The organism is Mycobacterium sp. TY814 (assembly GCF_030755175.1).
GTDB lineage: Bacteria > Actinomycetota > Actinomycetes > Mycobacteriales > Mycobacteriaceae > Mycobacterium.
Genome location: NZ_JAUFRY010000001.1, coordinates 819,963 through 835,249 on the forward strand (window position 1 = coordinate 819,963; position 15,287 = coordinate 835,249).

Annotated in this window: 17 protein-coding genes; all 17 read left to right on the forward strand. The window is 68.6% G+C overall.

All coding sequences use genetic code 11. The features are described from left to right. The first annotated feature begins 2 nt into the window (after positions 1-2). The 17 genes from QXH22_RS03310 (at position 3) to QXH22_RS03385 (ending at position 15,276) form a co-directional block, all read left to right on the forward strand. Complete coding sequence (locus QXH22_RS03310; protein WP_306241332.1) at positions 3-1,805, forward strand: nickel-dependent hydrogenase large subunit; 1,803 nt, start codon at positions 3-5, stop codon at positions 1,803-1,805. Positions 1,806-1,809: 4 nt separating this feature from the next. Continuing rightward, the gene (locus tag QXH22_RS03315; protein ID WP_306244295.1) at positions 1,810-2,679 is read left to right on the forward strand and encodes a NifU family protein; all 870 of its coding nucleotides are present in this window, start codon (positions 1,810-1,812) and stop codon (positions 2,677-2,679) included. Continuing rightward, a complete protein-coding gene (locus QXH22_RS03320) occupies positions 2,676-3,299 on the forward strand; it encodes a DUF5947 family protein (RefSeq protein WP_306241333.1) in 624 nt (207 codons plus the stop codon). Before QXH22_RS03315 ends, QXH22_RS03320 begins: the two co-directional genes overlap by 4 nt. After that, entirely contained in the window at positions 3,296-3,946 is a 651-nt protein-coding gene (locus QXH22_RS03325) for a DUF6084 family protein (RefSeq protein WP_306241334.1), read from the forward strand. Before QXH22_RS03320 ends, QXH22_RS03325 begins: the two co-directional genes overlap by 4 nt. Then, on the forward strand, positions 3,943-5,259 hold the full coding sequence (locus QXH22_RS03330; RefSeq protein WP_306241335.1) for a hypothetical protein: 1,317 nt from the start codon (positions 3,943-3,945) through the stop codon (positions 5,257-5,259). The genes QXH22_RS03325 and QXH22_RS03330 overlap by 4 nt, the downstream gene beginning before the upstream one ends. Beyond that, positions 5,247-5,366: a hypothetical protein gene (locus tag QXH22_RS30435; protein WP_371872375.1), complete on the forward strand. Its 120-nt coding sequence runs from the start codon at positions 5,247-5,249 to the stop codon at positions 5,364-5,366. The genes QXH22_RS03330 and QXH22_RS30435 overlap by 13 nt, the downstream gene beginning before the upstream one ends. A 13-nt stretch (positions 5,367-5,379) precedes the next feature. Next, positions 5,380-5,865: a hydrogenase maturation protease gene (locus tag QXH22_RS03335; RefSeq protein WP_306274922.1), complete on the forward strand. Its 486-nt coding sequence runs from the start codon at positions 5,380-5,382 to the stop codon at positions 5,863-5,865. After that, positions 5,865-6,113 (forward strand): HypC/HybG/HupF family hydrogenase formation chaperone, encoded by a 249-nt coding sequence (locus tag QXH22_RS03340; protein WP_306241337.1) that lies wholly within the window; start codon positions 5,865-5,867, stop codon positions 6,111-6,113. Before QXH22_RS03335 ends, QXH22_RS03340 begins: the two co-directional genes overlap by 1 nt. Position 6,114: 1 nt before the next feature. Next, the gene (hypF, locus tag QXH22_RS03345; RefSeq protein WP_306274923.1) at positions 6,115-8,424 is read left to right on the forward strand and encodes a carbamoyltransferase HypF; all 2,310 of its coding nucleotides are present in this window, start codon (positions 6,115-6,117) and stop codon (positions 8,422-8,424) included. Continuing rightward, positions 8,421-9,140, forward strand: a complete 720-nt coding sequence (locus tag QXH22_RS03350) for a hydrogenase assembly protein HupF (RefSeq protein WP_306274924.1) — start codon at positions 8,421-8,423, stop codon at positions 9,138-9,140. The genes hypF and QXH22_RS03350 overlap by 4 nt, the downstream gene beginning before the upstream one ends. Further along, positions 9,137-9,802, forward strand: a complete 666-nt coding sequence (locus QXH22_RS03355; RefSeq protein ID WP_306241341.1) for an SIS domain-containing protein — start codon at positions 9,137-9,139, stop codon at positions 9,800-9,802. Before QXH22_RS03350 ends, QXH22_RS03355 begins: the two co-directional genes overlap by 4 nt. Beyond that, entirely contained in the window at positions 9,799-10,911 is a 1,113-nt protein-coding gene (hypE, locus tag QXH22_RS03360; protein WP_306274925.1) for a hydrogenase expression/formation protein HypE, read from the forward strand. The genes QXH22_RS03355 and hypE overlap by 4 nt, the downstream gene beginning before the upstream one ends. Before the next feature lie 20 nt (positions 10,912-10,931). Next, on the forward strand, positions 10,932-11,204 hold the full coding sequence (locus QXH22_RS03365; RefSeq protein WP_306241343.1) for a HypC/HybG/HupF family hydrogenase formation chaperone: 273 nt from the start codon (positions 10,932-10,934) through the stop codon (positions 11,202-11,204). Between the two features lie 8 nt (positions 11,205-11,212). Continuing rightward, entirely contained in the window at positions 11,213-12,349 is a 1,137-nt protein-coding gene (hypD, locus tag QXH22_RS03370) for a hydrogenase formation protein HypD (RefSeq protein ID WP_306241344.1), read from the forward strand. Continuing rightward, entirely contained in the window at positions 12,346-13,077 is a 732-nt protein-coding gene (locus tag QXH22_RS03375) for a DUF6390 family protein (RefSeq protein WP_306241345.1), read from the forward strand. Before hypD ends, QXH22_RS03375 begins: the two co-directional genes overlap by 4 nt. Positions 13,078-13,098: 21 nt before the next feature. Then, positions 13,099-14,214 carry an alkaline phosphatase family protein gene (locus tag QXH22_RS03380; RefSeq protein WP_306241346.1) on the forward strand — a complete coding sequence of 372 codons (1,116 nt, stop codon included), beginning with the start codon at positions 13,099-13,101 and terminating at the stop codon, positions 14,212-14,214. A 117-nt stretch (positions 14,215-14,331) separates the two neighbouring features. Then, a complete protein-coding gene (locus tag QXH22_RS03385) occupies positions 14,332-15,276 on the forward strand; it encodes a PPE family protein (RefSeq protein WP_306274926.1) in 945 nt (314 codons plus the stop codon). Positions 15,277-15,287: the final 11 nt, after the last annotated feature.

The following is a 15,287-nucleotide window of genomic DNA, read 5'->3' on the forward strand; positions in this document are numbered from 1 at the left end:
CTATGACAACCATCATTCCCGAACCGTCAACGTCCAAGCGGGAACCCGGTCAGCTCGTCGAGATGGCCTGGGACCCCATCACCCGGATCGTCGGCAGCCTCGGCATCTACACCAAGATCGACTTCGAGAACCGTGAAGTGGTCGAGTGCCACAGCACGTCGTCGATCTTCCGGGGCTACTCGATCTTCATGAAGGGCAAGGACCCGCGCGACGCCCATTTCATCACCAGCCGCATCTGCGGCATCTGCGGCGACAACCACGCCACCTGCTCCTGCTACGCGCAGAACATGGCCTACGGGGTCAAGCCGCCGCACATCGGCGAATGGATCGTCAACCTGGGCGAGGCCGCGGAATACATGTTCGACCACAACATATTCCAGGAGAACCTGGTGGGGGTCGACTTCTGCGAGAAGATGGTCGCCGAGACCAACCCCGGTGTGCTGGCCAAGGCGGAGAAGACCGCCGCACCACATGCCGACGCGCACGGGTACAAGACGATCGCCGACATCATGCGCTCGCTGAACCCGTTCAGCGGTGAGTTCTACCGCGAGGCACTGCAAGTCAGCCGCTGGACCCGAGAGATGTTCTGTCTCATGGAAGGTCGGCACGTGCATCCCTCCACGCTGTACCCCGGCGGGGTGGGCACCGTGGCCACCATCCAGCTGATGACCGACTACATGACCCGGCTTATGCGCTACGTCGAGTTCATGAAGAAGGTCGTCCCGATGCACGACGACCTGTTCGACTTCTTCTACGAGGCACTGCCCGGCTACGAGAAGGTCGGCCTGCGCCGCACCCTGCTGGGCTGCTGGGGGTCGTTCCAGGATCCCGAGGTGTGCAACTTCGAGTACAAGGACATGGAGCGCTGGGGCAACGCGATGTACGTCACCCCGGGCGTCGTCGTCGACGGCAAGCTGCTCACCCATTCCCTGGTCGACATCAACCTGGGCATCCGGATCCTCTTGGGCAGTTCGTATTACGACGACTGGACCGACCAGGAGATGTTCGTCAAGACCGATCCGCTGGGCAACCCGGTGGACCGTCGGCACCCGTGGAACCAGCACACCAACCCGCATCCGCAGAAGCGCGAAATGGACGGCGGCAACTACAGCTGGGTGATGTCGCCGCGCTGGTTCGACGGCAAGGACCACTTGGCGCTCGACACCGGTGGCGGCCCACTGGCCCGGTTGTGGTCGACCGCGCTGGCCGGCCTGGTCGATATCGGCTACGTCAAGGCCACCGGCAACAGCGTCAAAATCAACCTGCCCAAGACGGCGCTGAAGGGCCCGGTGGAGTTCGAGTGGAAGGTGCCCAGGTACGGCTCGAACACGATCGAGCGCAACCGCGCCCGCACCTACTTCCAGGCGTACGCGGCCGCCTGCGGACTGTACTTCGCCGAACAGGCACTGGCCGAGATCCGGGCCGGACGAACGAAGACGTGGGAGAAGTTCGACGTGCCCGACGAGGGCATCGGCTGCGGGTTCACCGAGGCGGTGCGCGGCGTGCTGAGCCACCACATGGTGATCAGGGACGGCAAGATCGCCAACTACCACCCGTATCCGCCGACCCCGTGGAACGCCAACCCGCGTGACAGCTACGGCACGCCGGGCCCCTACGAGGACGCGGTGCAGGGGCAGCCGATCTTCGAGGAGAACGACCGGGAGAACTTCAAGGGCATCGACGTGATGCGCACCGTGCGCAGCTTCGATCCGTGCCTGCCTTGCGGCGTGCACATGTACCTGGGCAAGGGCAAGACGCTGGAGAGACTGCACACACCCACCCAGTCACCCGCTGCCGGTGAGTGAGGAGATGGTGGATGTCCCGCAGAACTCCGACTCGGAAGCGCAATGGCGCGCCGCGGGCGATCGGATCCAGACGCTGCTGGATTCCTTCACCGCCGGCGGGACGGCCGCCTACGAGCGGGCGCAGCACCTGGTGCGCGAAGTGGTCGGGCTTTACGGCGCTGGGCTGGAACGGATTCTGGCCCACGCGGGCCCCGAGTTGACCGAGCGGCTGGCCACCGACGACCTGGTGGCCAGCCTGCTCCTGGTGCACGGTCTGCATCCGCACGATATGCGGCGCCGGGTGTCCGAGGCGCTCGACCGGGTGCGGCCCTACCTGGGATCGCACGGCGGGGACGTCGATCTCATCGAGATCGAGGGCGGCACGGTGCGACTCGCATTCCAGGGCAGCTGCAAGAGTTGTCCCTCCTCGGCGGTGACATTGGAGCTCGCGGTGGAAGACGCGATCAGAGCTGCCGCACCGGAGATCACCGACATCGAGGTGGTGACGACCGCACGGACCGACGTGATCCCGGCCGAATCCCTGCTGGCCCCGATGCGTTCGGGTGCAGTCCCTGCCTGGCACGCCGCGCCGGAGTTGGCCGGCCTGGCACCCGGCGAGGTGGCGGGCTTCCTGATCGCCCCCGTTCCGGTGCTCGCCTGCCGGGTGGACCAGCGGATCTTCGTCTACCGGGACCGCTGCCCGGTCTGTGCGGACACTCTGGCCGGGGCACTGCTGCACGGAAGCATGCTCGAATGCCCCAGGTGCGGGACGCAATTCGACGTCGTTCGGGCCGGCGCCGGGCCCGGCGGCCACCTGGAGCCGCTGCCGCTGCTGGAGCGCGACGGAGTGCTGTCGGTGGCGCTGCCACGCGAGATACTGGGGGCTTCGGCATGAGCGGTCCCTACGACGTGTTGACCCGTATCAACAGCCGGCGGCCCCCCGAGCCGGCCGGCGAACGGTGCGAAATGTGTGCCGAGTCGATTGCCGACGAGCACCAGCACGTGGTCAATGTGGCTGGCCGACAACTGATGTGCGTGTGCCGCGGCTGCTACCTGCTGTTCACCGACCCGCACGCCGAACTGCGCTACCGCGCGGTGCCCGACCGGTATCTGGCATTCCCCGGGTTCGCGCTCGACCGCCGGGCGTGGGAGGCGATGCAGATTCCCGTCTCAGTGGCGTTCTTCTTCACCAACTCCGCGCTGGGCCGCACCGTCGCGTTCTACCCCGGCCCGGCCGGTGCCTGCGAGTCCGAGCTGGAGCTGGACATGTGGGAGGCGATCCGGGCCGCCGACCGCCGCGTCGACCTGCTCGCCGACGACGTCGAGGCGCTGCTGGTGCGGGTACCGGAAAGTGGTTCGCCGCAGACGTTTCTGGTGCCGATCGACGCCTGCTACGAATTCGTCGGCCGGCTGCGGATGCTGTGGCGCGGCTTCGACGGTGGCCAGCAGGCGCGACACTTCATCGACGACTTCTTCGCGCAGATCGCCGCCCGGGCCCGGGATACCCTGCCATGACCGAGCACCTGGATGTGTCGTTCGCCGTGCTGGACGTGGCGCCCGAACCCTATGCCGTCACACCGATACTGACCGCGCGTATCGGCGTCGTCGCCGAGGACCCCGTGCACGCGATCGCGCTGCGCTGCCAGGTCCGCATCGAACCACTGCGCCGCTCCTACACCGACGAGGAGGCCGCCGGCCTCACCGACCTGTTCGGCACCCGGGATCGCTGGGCGACCACCCAGCGCACCTTTCTGTGGCAGCACTGCGGCGCGATGGTGCCGGGATTCGCCGGCAGCACGACGGTGGCGCTGCCGCTCGAGTGCACCTACGACTTCGAGGTCACCGCGGCGAAGTACCTGCACGCGCTCCGCGACGGTGCACTGCCCCTGCAATTCCTGTTCAGTGGAACCATTTTCGTGAAGTCCGCGCGAGGATTCTCGGTGCAGCAGGTGTCCTGGGACTGCGAGGACCGCTACGACATGCCGGTCAGTGTGTGGCGCGACCTCATCGCCGTGCACTACCCCAACACCGGTTGGGTGCGTCTGCGGCACGAGACCGTCTCGGCGCTGGCCGGTTACAAGTCGGCGCACGGCTTGCTCGATCTCGACCATGCGGTGACCGCGCTCCTGACCGAGTCGGCAGTACGGGAGATGGCACCATGAGCTGGGACCAAGCCCGCGCCGTCGCGGACGCGGTGCTCTACGAGGGGTACCTGCTCTATCCCTATCGCGGGACATCGAGCAAGAATCAATCCCGTTGGCAATTCGGCGTACTCGGCCCACCCGGTGCTGCCGCGGCCGGACTCGGCGAGGACGAGGCACTGGCGGCGCAGTTCCTGGTCCGCTCGGGTGATGCGATCACCCTGGTGGTGCGTTTCCTGCAACTGCAACACCGTCAGGCCCAACGAGAGGTCGCCGGCGGCTTCGAGTCGGTCGACGCGCTCAGCACCGCAGCCGGGTCCTGGCTCACCTGGGACGAAGCGGTGGAGTGCGAGCTTTCGTTCGGCCCGTTGGCTTTCGACGACGCGCCGTTCGACCTGCCGGTACTGGCCTCCGCCGCGACCGAGATCGAGTCCGTCGGCGGCGGCCGCCTAGTCCGGGATCGGCGCGAGGTACGCGCTCACCTCACGGTCTCCGTCGAGACGGATGGGGATCTGCTGCGAATGTCCCTGCGGCTGGCCAACACCGGGACGACGGCCGGCGACAAGCGCGACGCGCTGGCCCGCTCGATGATCGGCTGCCACGTGATCGCCGCGGTCGAAGGCGGTGAGTTCGTGTCGCTGTTGGAGCCACCGGCCGCCGCGGCGGGCGCGGCAACACGGTGCCGGCACCATCGGTGTTTCCCGGTGCTGGCCGGACCGCCGGATGCCCGCGACATGCTGCTGATCTCGCCGATCATCCTCTACGACCACCCCGAGGTGGCCGAACAGAGCAGCACAGCACTGTACGACTGCACGGAGATCGACGAGATCCTCACGCTGCGCGTGATGACGATGACCGACGACGAGAAGGCGCAGGCCCGGGCCACCGATCCACGCGCTGCGCAGATCATCGACCGGTGTGACGCGATGTCCGCCGAGGACATGGGCCGCCTGCACGGAGTGTTGCGCGATCCCCACCGGGCCGCCGGGCTCGTTCCCGACGTACCCGACGGTATCGACTGGTGGGATCCACTGGCCGACAACGCGGTCCGCCCGGATGTCGACGCCGTGCTGGTGCACGGAGTGCGGGTGGCGCGCGGCAGCCGGGTCGTGTTGCGACCGCGCCGCAACGCCGACGCCCAGGACATCTTCGTGGCCGGCAAGACCGCCCGCGTCACCTCGGTGCACCAGGACGTCGAGGGCAACAGCCACGTGGCGGTGGTGGTGGAGGACGACCCGGCGGCCGACCTGCACGACTGGTACGGCCGCTACCTGTACTTCTCCCCCGACGAAATCGAACCGCTCACCGAAAGGAACCCGTCATGGATGTCTTAGGTTGGATATTCCTTGCGCTCATCGCGCTGGTCGTCGCGGCCGCAGTGGGCCTGGGCCTGGCGTCCCTGCCGGATGCCAAGCGGTACCTGCGATTGCGGCGCATGTAGGTCGGGACGGCCCGTGGCAGCGCGCATTCTGGTAGCCGGCATCGGCAACATCTTCCTCGGCGACGACGGTTTCGGCTCCGAGGTGGCCCGACTCACCGACGTTCCGCACGATGACGCACGCGTCGTCGACTACGGCATCGGCGGCATGCATCTGGCATACGACCTGCTCGAGGAGTGGGACGCGCTCGTTCTCATCGATGCCATCCCCGGCCGCGGCAGTCCGGGAAGGTTGCACGTCTTCCAGGCCAATCACGACAGCGATTCCGGTGCAACCGGTTTGGACGCGCACAGCATGGATCCCCAGACGGTGTTCGCCAGCCTGCGGGCATTGGGCGGCGCCCCGCCCTACACCGTCATCGTCGGATGCGAGGCCGGCAGCGTCGAGGAACACCTGGGACTGACCGAACCGGTCGCCGCCGCCGTCCCGCGCGCCGTCCGCGCGGTGCGCAAAATCGTTGCGGCGTTGCAGGCTTCGGCACCGGCAGAGCGGCAGTGCTGATGTGTCTGGGGATTCCCGGCCGGGTGATCGGGATGCTGGAGGGATACGAGGGCCAACTCGCCCTGGTCGACGTCGCCGGGGAGCAGCGCAAGGTCAACATCGGGATGCTGCCGGAGGAGATCTTCGAACCGGGCGACTGGGTGATCATCCACATGGGCTTCGCCGTGCAGAAGACCGACCGCGCCGGCGCCGAGGAGGCCATGGCAGGCCTGCAACTGATGGGCCGGGGCCCTGCGGAGGGCGGTTGAGGTGACCACCGCACCCCTGACCCGGTCTGACGATGTGCGGCGGCGCATCACGGTGACCGGGGTGGTTCAAGGGGTCGGCTTCCGTCCGTTCGTGCACCGCCTCGCCGTGGAACTGGGGCTGACGGGATTCGTCGGGAACGACTCGGGTGCGGTGTTTCTCGAGGTGCAGGGAGATCGCGGCCGGGTGGACGAATTCTCCCGCCGCTTACGCGGTGAGGCACCCCCACTGGCCCGCATCACGTCGGTATCGGTGACCGACGCCGAATTTCCCGACGCGAGCGCACCGGCATTCCGCATCGTGGCCAGCCAGGCCGTGGACGGACCGGCGACGCCGATCCCACCCGACGTGGCGGTGTGCGACGACTGCCTCGCCGAACTGTTCGACCCGCACAACCGCCGCTACCGCCACCCGTTTGTCACGTGCACCAACTGCGGGCCGAGGTTCACCATCATCCGGTCGCTGCCCTACGACCGGCCGGGCACCACCATGTCGGGGTTCGCCATGTGCGGTCGATGCGCCACGGAGTACCACGATCCGGCCGATCGGCGGTTCCATGCCCAGCCCATCGCGTGCCCGCAGTGCGGACCGTCACTGTGGTTCGACGGCAAGCACGGGCGCACCGACGGATCCGACGCGGCTGTCTCGGCGGCCCAGCAGGCGCTGGCTTCGGGCGCCGTCGTCGCCGTCAAGGGCATCGGCGGCTACCACCTGGCCTGCGCCGTCGACGACGAGTCGGTGGTCACCGCATTGCGGGCACGAAAGTCGCGCGGGGGCAAGCCTTTCGCTGTCCTGGTTCGCGACCTCACGGTCGCGCGGCGGTATGCGCGCATCGATGACACCGAGGCCGCGGTCTTGGCCGGTCCGGCGCGGCCGATCGTGTTGCTGCGCCGCCGGCCCGGCGCACCGGTGGCCGGCGCGGTCGCACCCGGCAGCCCCCTGATCGGCCTGATGCTGCCGTACTCCCCTGTTCACCATCTGCTGCTGGACGGACCGCTCGAGGCGGTGGTGCTCACCAGCGCGAACCGCTCCGACGAGCCGATCTGTTTCACCGAACGGGATGCCGCAGAACGACTTCCGCTTTTGTGCGACGCCGTCCTGAACCACGACCGGCCGATTCACGTGCCGTGCGACGACTCGGTGGTGCGCGTGGTAGACGGGCGGGAACTGCCGATCCGCCGCTCACGCGGCTATGCGCCGCTGCCGGTCGAGCTCGGTCTCGACGGCCCCGCGGTGCTGGCCGTCGGTGGCGAGCTGAAGAACACGTGCTGCCTCACCGACGGTTCGCGCGCCTACCTGTCCGGTCATCTCGGCGACATGGCCGGGTATGAGGCGCTGCGGTCCTTCGAGCGGGCGGTAGGACAGCTCAGCGAGATACGCGGCCGTCCGGCACGATTGGCGGCCGATCTGCATCCCGGCTACCACACCCGCGCCTGGGCGGAGCGGCACGCGCAGGACCGGCCGCTGGATCTGGTTCAGCACCACCACGCGCACGTCGTGTCGCTGCTGGCCGAACACGGGCGACTCGGCGAGCCGATCGTCGGGGTGGCCTTCGACGGCACCGGCTATGGATGCGACCAGACCATCTGGGGCGGCGAGATCCTCATCCTGGGTCACGACAGTCACCGGTTCCGGCGGGCCGGGCACCTGCGCCCGGTGCCGCTGCCCGGCGGCGACGCGGCGGTGCGCAATCCGTGGCGCATGGCCCTGTCCCAGCTGTGGCAGGCCGGGATCGGCTGGGATGCCGATCTGGCGCCGGTGCGCGCGGCCACGGCCGACGAATTGCGGCTCACCCGTTCCCTTCTCGAGAGCGGGGCGGCGTGCGTGCCGTGCTCCAGCATGGGGCGGGTGTTCGATGCGGTCGCCTCTGTGCTGGACGTGCGCCACCGGATCGACTACGAGGGCCAGGCGGCCATCGAATTGGAGATCCTGGCGCACGCGGCGCCGGCCGTCGAACCGCTGCACCTCGCGGTGAACGCGGACGGGATGATCGACCCCGCTCCGATGATGCGGGCGATGGTGGCGGCGCTGCGGGGCGGAGTGCCGGCGGCGGCGCTGGCCGCGGGCTTTCACCGGGCGGTGGCCGAGGCCGTCGCCGACGTGGTGTGCCGGGTGGCCGGCCCGATCCGGCTGGCCGGGCTTACCGGCGGCGTCTTCCAGAACGTACTGCTGCTAGAGCTATGTCGTAAAAAGCTGCAGGACAGAGGCTTTGAGGTGCTGACCCACCGGGCCGTGCCGCCGAATGACGGGGGGCTGGCGCTGGGCCAGGCCGCCGTCTGTCTGCTGATCGCGCGGGAGGAGGGACACCGATGAACAGCAGCACCGTCGTGGAAGGCGGACTCGCGGCCGGTTTGGCTGCTGATCTGGCGAGTGCGGCCTTCACGGCAGCCAGGCGGTTCGCCGCGGGCGCCACCATGTGGTCGATCGCGCCGTCGTGGGAACCGCATGCCAGGCACATCGCGGTCGAGTTCGTGCACCCGGTGATCGTGGGTAAGCGGGCACTGCCGGCGGTCGCACTGACCGGGCCTGACCTGGTGGACCTGGTCCGGGTGTCGGTACGGCCCGGTGACCTGGTGATCGCGGTCGCCGGCGCCGACGACCCGGACGTGCGATCGGTGGCGCGTCGCTGTCCGGCCTGGGGAGCCACCACCATCTGGATCGGCAGCGGTAGCCGGCCCGAACCCGGAGCCGCCGATCATGTGCTGTGGCTGGACGACCCCGATCCCCTGGTTCCCGTGACCGGTGGCTTCGTGTTGTTCTACCACCTGCTGTGGGAACTGACCCATGTCTGCTTTGAGCACCCTGGATTGTTGAAAGCGCCTCCCGCCGAGACGGTTTGCGTCACCTGCAGCGACGAGGGCCGGCTCGGTGAAGTGCTGGCCCCGGGTGACGGCGACCATGCCACCGTGCGAACGGCACGGGGCACCGAAACGGTGGTCACGACCCTGATCGGGCCGGTCGCTGCCGGCGACCTGGTGGTCGTGCATGCGGGGACGGCGATCTCACGCGCGGCGCGGGAGGACTCATGACGGACCAGGAGCCGACCAACTTCCTCTACCCGTTCATCGACGCGCAGGAAGAAGATCCCGATTCGCTGCTGGCCGACCTGGCGGCGTCTGCACAGGCCAAGGCCGCCGAGAGCCTCGCCGTGCGCCGTGCCACCCTGGCCGCCAATGCCGGCCTGATGGAGCGTGCCGCAACTGAAATGGCGCGGCGGTTCGGCGCCGGCGGACGGATGTTCACCTTCGGCAACGGCGGCAGCAGCACCGATTGCACCACGCTGGCCGGGCTGTTCGCCCGCCCGCCGGTCGGAAACCCCTTGCCGGCCTGGTCTTTGAGCACAGATCAGGCGATCGTCACCGCGCTGGGCAACGACGTGGGATTCGAGTTGGTGTTCGCCCGCCAGTTGATCGCGCGGGCCACGTCCGGCGACATCGCGGTCGCCATGTCCACCAGTGGGAGTTCACCGAACCTGCTCACCGCGCTCGCAGAGGCCCGCCAACGAGGCTTGTACACCATCGGTTTCGCGGGATATCACGGCGGCGCGTTCGCGGACAACCCGAATGTGGACGCCTGCTTCACCGTCGGATCCCAGAGCGTGCACCGGATTCAGGAAGCCCAAGCGCTGCTCGGCTATCGGCTGTGGCTGGCCGTGCAGCACAAGTGTGACCAGAAGGTGGGGGCCGCATGACGAACTCAGCCGGGGAATACCTCTCGTCAGGACCGCGATTCGCCGAGGGGCAGGTGATCGAGCGCATCGAGTCGTTCCGCAGGCGGCGTCCCCGCTTACTCGACGACCACATCACGCTGGCGCACGGAGCCGGCGGCAAGGCGTCGGCGGCACTGGTGGACGCCGTGTTCCTGGACGCCTTCCGCAACCCGCTGCTCGAGTCACTGGGCGACGGTGCGGTGCTCACCCTGCCCGGGGGCCAGCGGATCGCCATGTCTACCGACTCATTCGTGGTGCAGCCCAGACGGTTTCCGGGTGGCTCGGTGGGGACCCTGGCCGTGCACGGCACCTGCAACGACCTCGCGATGGCCGGTGCCGTGCCGTCCTGGATCTCGGCGGCCTTCGTACTCGAGGAGGGCTTCCCGATCGCGGAACTGCGGGAGATCGTGGCCGACATGGCGTCCGCGGCCGCCGATGCCGGTGTGCAGATCGTCACCGGTGACACCAAGGTGGTGCCCAACGGCGCCGCCGACGGCATGTTCATCACCACCACCGGCACCGGGGTGATACCCGCCGACCGCGCTTTGTCGGCCGGGTCGGTGCGTGCCGGCGACAGAGTGTTGCTGTCCGGGACGATGGGCGATCACGGCATGGCGGTTATGCTGGCCCGCGGTGACCTGGCCATCGAGGCCGACATCGCCTCGGACACGGCGTCATTGAGCCCGCTGGTGGAGCTGTTGATGACGGCTGCGCCGTCCACCCGGTGGCTGCGCGACGCCACCCGCGGCGGGGTGGGAACGGTCTGCAACGAACTGGCCCAGTCCTGCGGGCTCGGCGTGCTGCTCGAGGAAGAGCGCCTGCCGGTACAGCCGATGGTCACCGGCGCATGTGAACTGCTCGGCATCGACCCGCTCTACGTCGCCAACGAAGGAAAGTTCGTCGCCGTGGTGCCGGCCGGGGAAGCCGAGGCGGGGCTGGCCGCCCTGCGCTCCCACCCGCTGGGCGCCGAGGCCGCCGACATAGGTCAGATCGTGACCGAACCGCGCGAAAGCGTGCTGCTACGAACCGGATTCGGCGGCACCCGGATCGTCGACATGCTGGTCGGCGACCCGTTGCCGCGAATCTGCTGACATCAGAGAGGAGCCGGCCGATGTGCCTGGGCATTCCGGGACGGATCGTCGCCATCACCGATCCCGCGAACCATTTGGCCAAAGTGGACGTCAGTGGTGTGCAGCGCACCATCAGTGTGCGCCTGCTGGAAGGCGACCCGCCCGCGCCCGACGACTGGGTGCTGGTCCACGTCGGCTTCGCGATGGCCAAGATCGACGAAACCGAAGCGCTGCTGACCCTGGCCGCCATCAAGAAGCTCGGCGAGGCCTACACCACCGAGCTGGAAGCCTTCGATTCTTCCGCGATTGTTTAGGGAGCGCAATGAGATTCGTCGACGAGTTCCGGGACCCGGCGGCGGCCCGCACGCTACTGAGTGCGATCGAGCACCTCGCGGGGGCCGGTCCCGAGCACTTCAAATTCATGGAGGTGTGCGGCGGTCATACGCACACCATCTACCGCCACGGCATCGAACATCTGCTGCCCGAGAACGTGGAACTCGTGCACGGCCCGGGCTGCCCGGTCTGTGTGATCCCGATGGGCCGCATCGACGACGCGATGTGGCTGGCCGAGCGGCCCGGTGTGATCTTCACCTGTTTCGGCGACATGATGCGGGTGCCCGGCTCGGCCGGAAGTCTGCTGGACGCCAAGGCGCGCGGCGCGGACGTACGGTTCGTCTACTCCCCGTTGGACGCGCTGAAGATCGCCCTCGACAACCCGCATCGCGAGGTGGTGTTCTTTGCGATCGGCTTCGAGACCACCGCTCCGTCCACCGCCGTGACGCTGGTGCGGGCCCGTGAGTTACGGCTGCCCAACTTCAGCGTGTTCTGCAACCACGTCACGATCGTGCCGCCGATCAAGGCGATCCTGGAATCGCCGGACCTGCGACTGTCCGGATTCATCGGCCCGGGACACGTGTCGACGGTGGTGGGCAACCGGCCCTACCGGTTCGTCCCGCAGGTGTACCGAAAGCCGTTGGTGGTCGCCGGTTTCGAGCCGTTGGACATCCTGGCCTCGGTCGCGATGCTGCTGCGGCAGATCCGCGAGGGCCGGTGCGAGGTGGAGAACCAGTACAAGCGGGTGGTGCCGGAGAACGGCAACCCCGCCGCGCTGGCCCTGATGGGCAGGGTGTTCGCACTGCGACCGCATTTCGAATGGCGCGGGCTCGGTTTCATCTCGCAGAGCGCACTGCGCCTGCACGACGACTTCGCGGATTTCGATGCGGAACAACGCTTCTCGATGCCCGGCGTGCGGGTCGCCGACCCCAAGGCGTGCCAGTGCGGCGAGGTGCTCAAGGGCGTCCTCAAACCGTGGGAGTGCAAGGTTTTCGGCACCGCCTGCACACCCGAGACACCGATCGGCACCTGCATGGTGTCCCCGGAGGGGGCCTGTGCCGCCTACTACAACTTCGGGCGCATGCACCGTGACGCCGTCACGGTGGCGGGGTCAGCCCAGCCGTGACCGACGCGGCGGGCGCCGAGATGTTCGCCCGATACGCCTACGCGCCCAACGCGCTCGGCTATTGCGGCCCGCCGCTGGGCGCCACCCTGCGGGACGGCACGGTGGACGATGTGCTGACCGCGGCGCGCCGCTTCTCCGGCGCCTGGCCGTATCTGCGGGTGCTGTCGCGGCTGACTCACATCGCCGATCCGCTGGACCATCGGTTGGTCGAGTCGTATTGGCTCGGCGGCGGTGTCGGAGCGGAAGTCGCCGGGCCCCGATTCTTCGGCGAACTGCTCGCCATCATCGGCCCACAGGCCGGCCGATACTGGTCACACCTGACCCCCGACCTGGCCGGCGAGGCGGCCGGTAACCACTGCTTTCACGTCTTCGGCGTGTATCCCTGGACGCGTTTCCTGGGCCGCGGCATGGATGAACACCCCCTGCATGTGCTCGACAGTTGCCGGATCAACTGGGGCACGGTCAGCTCCCGCACCGGTGACGCTGTCGAGGTGCGGTGCCGGCGGCTGGTGTGGGACGGCCGGGGGCTCGGTCTGTCCGAACCGGAGCACCGGGTGCTCGAGGTCTGGGCCGACGGGTACTGCGCGGTGCCGGACGTGGCGGCCGGTGACGACGTCGCGCTGCACTGGGGCCGGCTGTGCGGCCGGCTGCACCCGGACCAGGTGCGCGCGCTCGCCGACAGCACGGACCGGCAAATACGGGTGACCAACCAACGTCTTGATAGGTGATTCCGTGTCACACTGGCCCTCGTGCCCGATTCCCTGTGCGACGTGCTGCCCAGCACGGCGGCTCTGCTCGGGGTACCTGGCGCGGTGGACGCGCTCGGGCTGACGGAATCGCTCGGGGACGTCGACCGGATCATGGTGGTCCTGGTCGACGGGCTGGGCTGGCACCTGTTGCCGGATCTGGTTGACGACGCCCCGCTGCTGGCCTCCGTGCTGGCCGGTCGCACGGGCCGGTTGCGCCAGCTGAACTGCACGTTCCCGTCCACCACGCCGACGAGCCTGGTGTCACTGGGCACCGGCGCCCAGCCCGGGCAGCACGGCATCCTCGGCTTCACCCTCAACATCCCGGGCACCGACCGCGTGCTCAACCACATCCGGTGGCGGGACGAACCGCCGGTGGACGAATGGCAGCCTCTCCCAACGTGGTTCGACCGGTTCGCCCATGCCGGGGTCAAGGCCCGCGCGCTGCTGCCGGAGTGGTTCATCGGCAGCGGTCTGACCGAAGCCGCCTACCATGGCGCCCTCTTCCTGCCCACGCACGCCGACGACGACTACGCACAGCTGATGATCGACGAGGTGCACGCCGCCCCCGGCCTGATCTACGGCTATACCGCTGACCTGGACACGATGGCGCACGTGTTCGGCGTCGGCTCGCCGGAGTGGCATGAAGCGGCGGCCCGCGTCGACGCCCTGCTGAGCAGGCTGGCCGAGTCGCTGCCCGCCAATGCGGCGCTGCTGGTGACCGCAGACCACGGCGGCCTGAACGTCGCCGCGGACGCGCGTATCGACATGGACGCCAACCCCGAACTGGCCGCCGGGATCAGAGTGGTCGCCGGAGAGCCGCGCGTGCGCTACCTGCACACCGAGCCCGGCGCCACCGCCGACGTAGTGGCCGCCTGGACCCAACGCCTCGCCGGTCGCGCCGATGTCTACACGCGCGACCAGGCCGTCACGGCCGGGTTGTTCGGTCCGGTCAACCCGGTTCATCTGCCCCGCATCGGTGACGTCGTAGTCGTGTGCACGGGCGGATCGGCGGTGCTGGCGACCGGCCACGAACCGCCGGAGTCGGCACGGCTGGTCGGCTTTCACGGTGCGGCGACAGCGGCCGAGATGGCCATCCCGCTGATCGAATTGCTCTAATCAAACTCAAATCTCTTTTGCATCCTCGCGGTGCGCCGGGCGCGATAGATTCAAATTTGTGGAGCTCCCAGCCGTCGTGTGTGCGCGTCGCCTGTTCGCAGGGCGGGAGATCTAGCCGTGGATTACGGGCAGTTGCCGCCGGAAATCCACTCGGCGCGAATGTATTCGGGCCCTGGTGCGCAGTCGCTGCTGGACGCTGCGGTCGGGTGGAGCAACGTCGCTGAGGGACTCGAGGAGGCCGCGGACGGATTCCGCCACGTGGCCGCGAAGCTGAACTGCGGCTGGCAGGGTACGGCGGCAGTCGCCATGACCCAGGCCGCGACGCCCTACCTCGGGTGGCTGAACGCCGCAGCGGCCAAGAGCAGACAGACCGCCGAGCACGCCCGGGCGGCCGCGGCCGCGTACCAGGAAGCCTATGCGGCGATGGTGCCCCCGCCGGTGGTCGCGGCCAACCGCTCCCACCGTGCGTCGCTGGCGGCGGCCAACGCGCTGAGCCAGGACACTCAGACGATCGCGGAGATGGACGCACACTACGAACAGATGTGGGCCCGCGACGTCGAGGCCATGTACACCTACGCCGAATCCGCGGCCGCCGCCGCGCAGCTGGCGCCGTTCACCTCCGGCCCGCTCGCCCTGGACCTGCCGGTGCTGGCCCGGCAAGGTGCACTCGGCGACCCCGACGTGATGGCCGCCGGCTCGCAGTTGATCTCCTCGATACCGCAGGTGTTGCAGTCGCTTTCGGCATCGCCGTTGACGTCCCTGGGCACCGCCCTTGCCACGGTGTCCTCGTCACTGGCGAAGCTGAGTTGCCTTGCCGTCCCGGTGAAGTTCCCGATGCACCTGCTCAACTTCCTCGGCAAGGGCCCGGCCGCGGCCCGCAAGGTCCAGGCAACGGTCCAGGCGACCTGGGGCAGAGGCATGTCGGTCGGCCGGCTGTCGGTGCCACCGGCCTGGGGCACCGCGGAACCACCCAAGCCGGCCGTTGTCGACCTCTACTGCTCGAGACGGCGCCTGCGAACCATCGGAGGGCTCGCGGTCAGCGGGAGCCTGGTCTACTCCTAACGCCTCGCCGA

What these genes read in the sequence shown, in the direction of transcription:
- QXH22_RS03310 (WP_306241332.1), top strand. Translation starts at nt 3, where the DNA reads ATGACAACCATCATTCCCGAACCGTCAACGTCCAAGCGGGAACCCGGT.
- QXH22_RS03315 (WP_306244295.1), top strand. Translation starts at nt 1,810, where the DNA reads ATGGTGGATGTCCCGCAGAACTCCGACTCGGAAGCGCAATGGCGCGCC.
- QXH22_RS03320 (WP_306241333.1), top strand. Translation starts at nt 2,676, where the DNA reads ATGAGCGGTCCCTACGACGTGTTGACCCGTATCAACAGCCGGCGGCCC.
- QXH22_RS03325 (WP_306241334.1), top strand. Translation starts at nt 3,296, where the DNA reads ATGACCGAGCACCTGGATGTGTCGTTCGCCGTGCTGGACGTGGCGCCC.
- QXH22_RS03330 (WP_306241335.1), top strand. Translation starts at nt 3,943, where the DNA reads ATGAGCTGGGACCAAGCCCGCGCCGTCGCGGACGCGGTGCTCTACGAG.
- QXH22_RS30435 (WP_371872375.1), top strand. Translation starts at nt 5,247, where the DNA reads ATGGATGTCTTAGGTTGGATATTCCTTGCGCTCATCGCGCTGGTCGTC.
- QXH22_RS03340 (WP_306241337.1), top strand. Translation starts at nt 5,865, where the DNA reads ATGTGTCTGGGGATTCCCGGCCGGGTGATCGGGATGCTGGAGGGATAC.
- QXH22_RS03350 (WP_306274924.1), top strand. Translation starts at nt 8,421, where the DNA reads ATGAACAGCAGCACCGTCGTGGAAGGCGGACTCGCGGCCGGTTTGGCT.
- QXH22_RS03355 (WP_306241341.1), top strand. Translation starts at nt 9,137, where the DNA reads ATGACGGACCAGGAGCCGACCAACTTCCTCTACCCGTTCATCGACGCG.
- hypE (WP_306274925.1), top strand. Translation starts at nt 9,799, where the DNA reads ATGACGAACTCAGCCGGGGAATACCTCTCGTCAGGACCGCGATTCGCC.
- QXH22_RS03365 (WP_306241343.1), top strand. Translation starts at nt 10,932, where the DNA reads ATGTGCCTGGGCATTCCGGGACGGATCGTCGCCATCACCGATCCCGCG.
- hypD (WP_306241344.1), top strand. Translation starts at nt 11,213, where the DNA reads ATGAGATTCGTCGACGAGTTCCGGGACCCGGCGGCGGCCCGCACGCTA.